This window comes from Flavobacterium sp. FlaQc-28 (assembly GCF_044007415.1).
Classification (GTDB): Bacteria; Bacteroidota; Bacteroidia; order Flavobacteriales; family Flavobacteriaceae; genus Flavobacterium.
Map to the genome: position 1 here is coordinate 1 of NZ_JBIPCM010000052.1, position 201 is coordinate 201.

The window sequence follows — 201 nt, forward strand, 5'->3', positions numbered from 1 at the left end:
CCTGCTCTGTTACTGAAACTGTCGAAACAGCATCAACAGTACATGGAGCTGTAGCCGCCACAGTATAAGTATAAGTTCCTGCTCCTGCGAAAGCTGGAGACCAAGTTCCTCCTGCATCTGGGCTTCCGCCTAATGCTGCAAATAATGATCCTGATGTTACTGTGCTGCCTGAACAAATCGTTAATGTTCCGTTTGTTCCTG

Annotated in this window: 1 protein-coding gene; it reads right to left on the reverse strand. The window is 47.3% G+C overall.

Annotated elements, in window-relative coordinates; translation table 11 throughout:
- Window positions 1-201, reverse strand: a 201-nt coding sequence (locus tag ACHRVL_RS23155; protein ID WP_395415615.1) for a hypothetical protein, incomplete at both ends; no start/stop codon positions are given.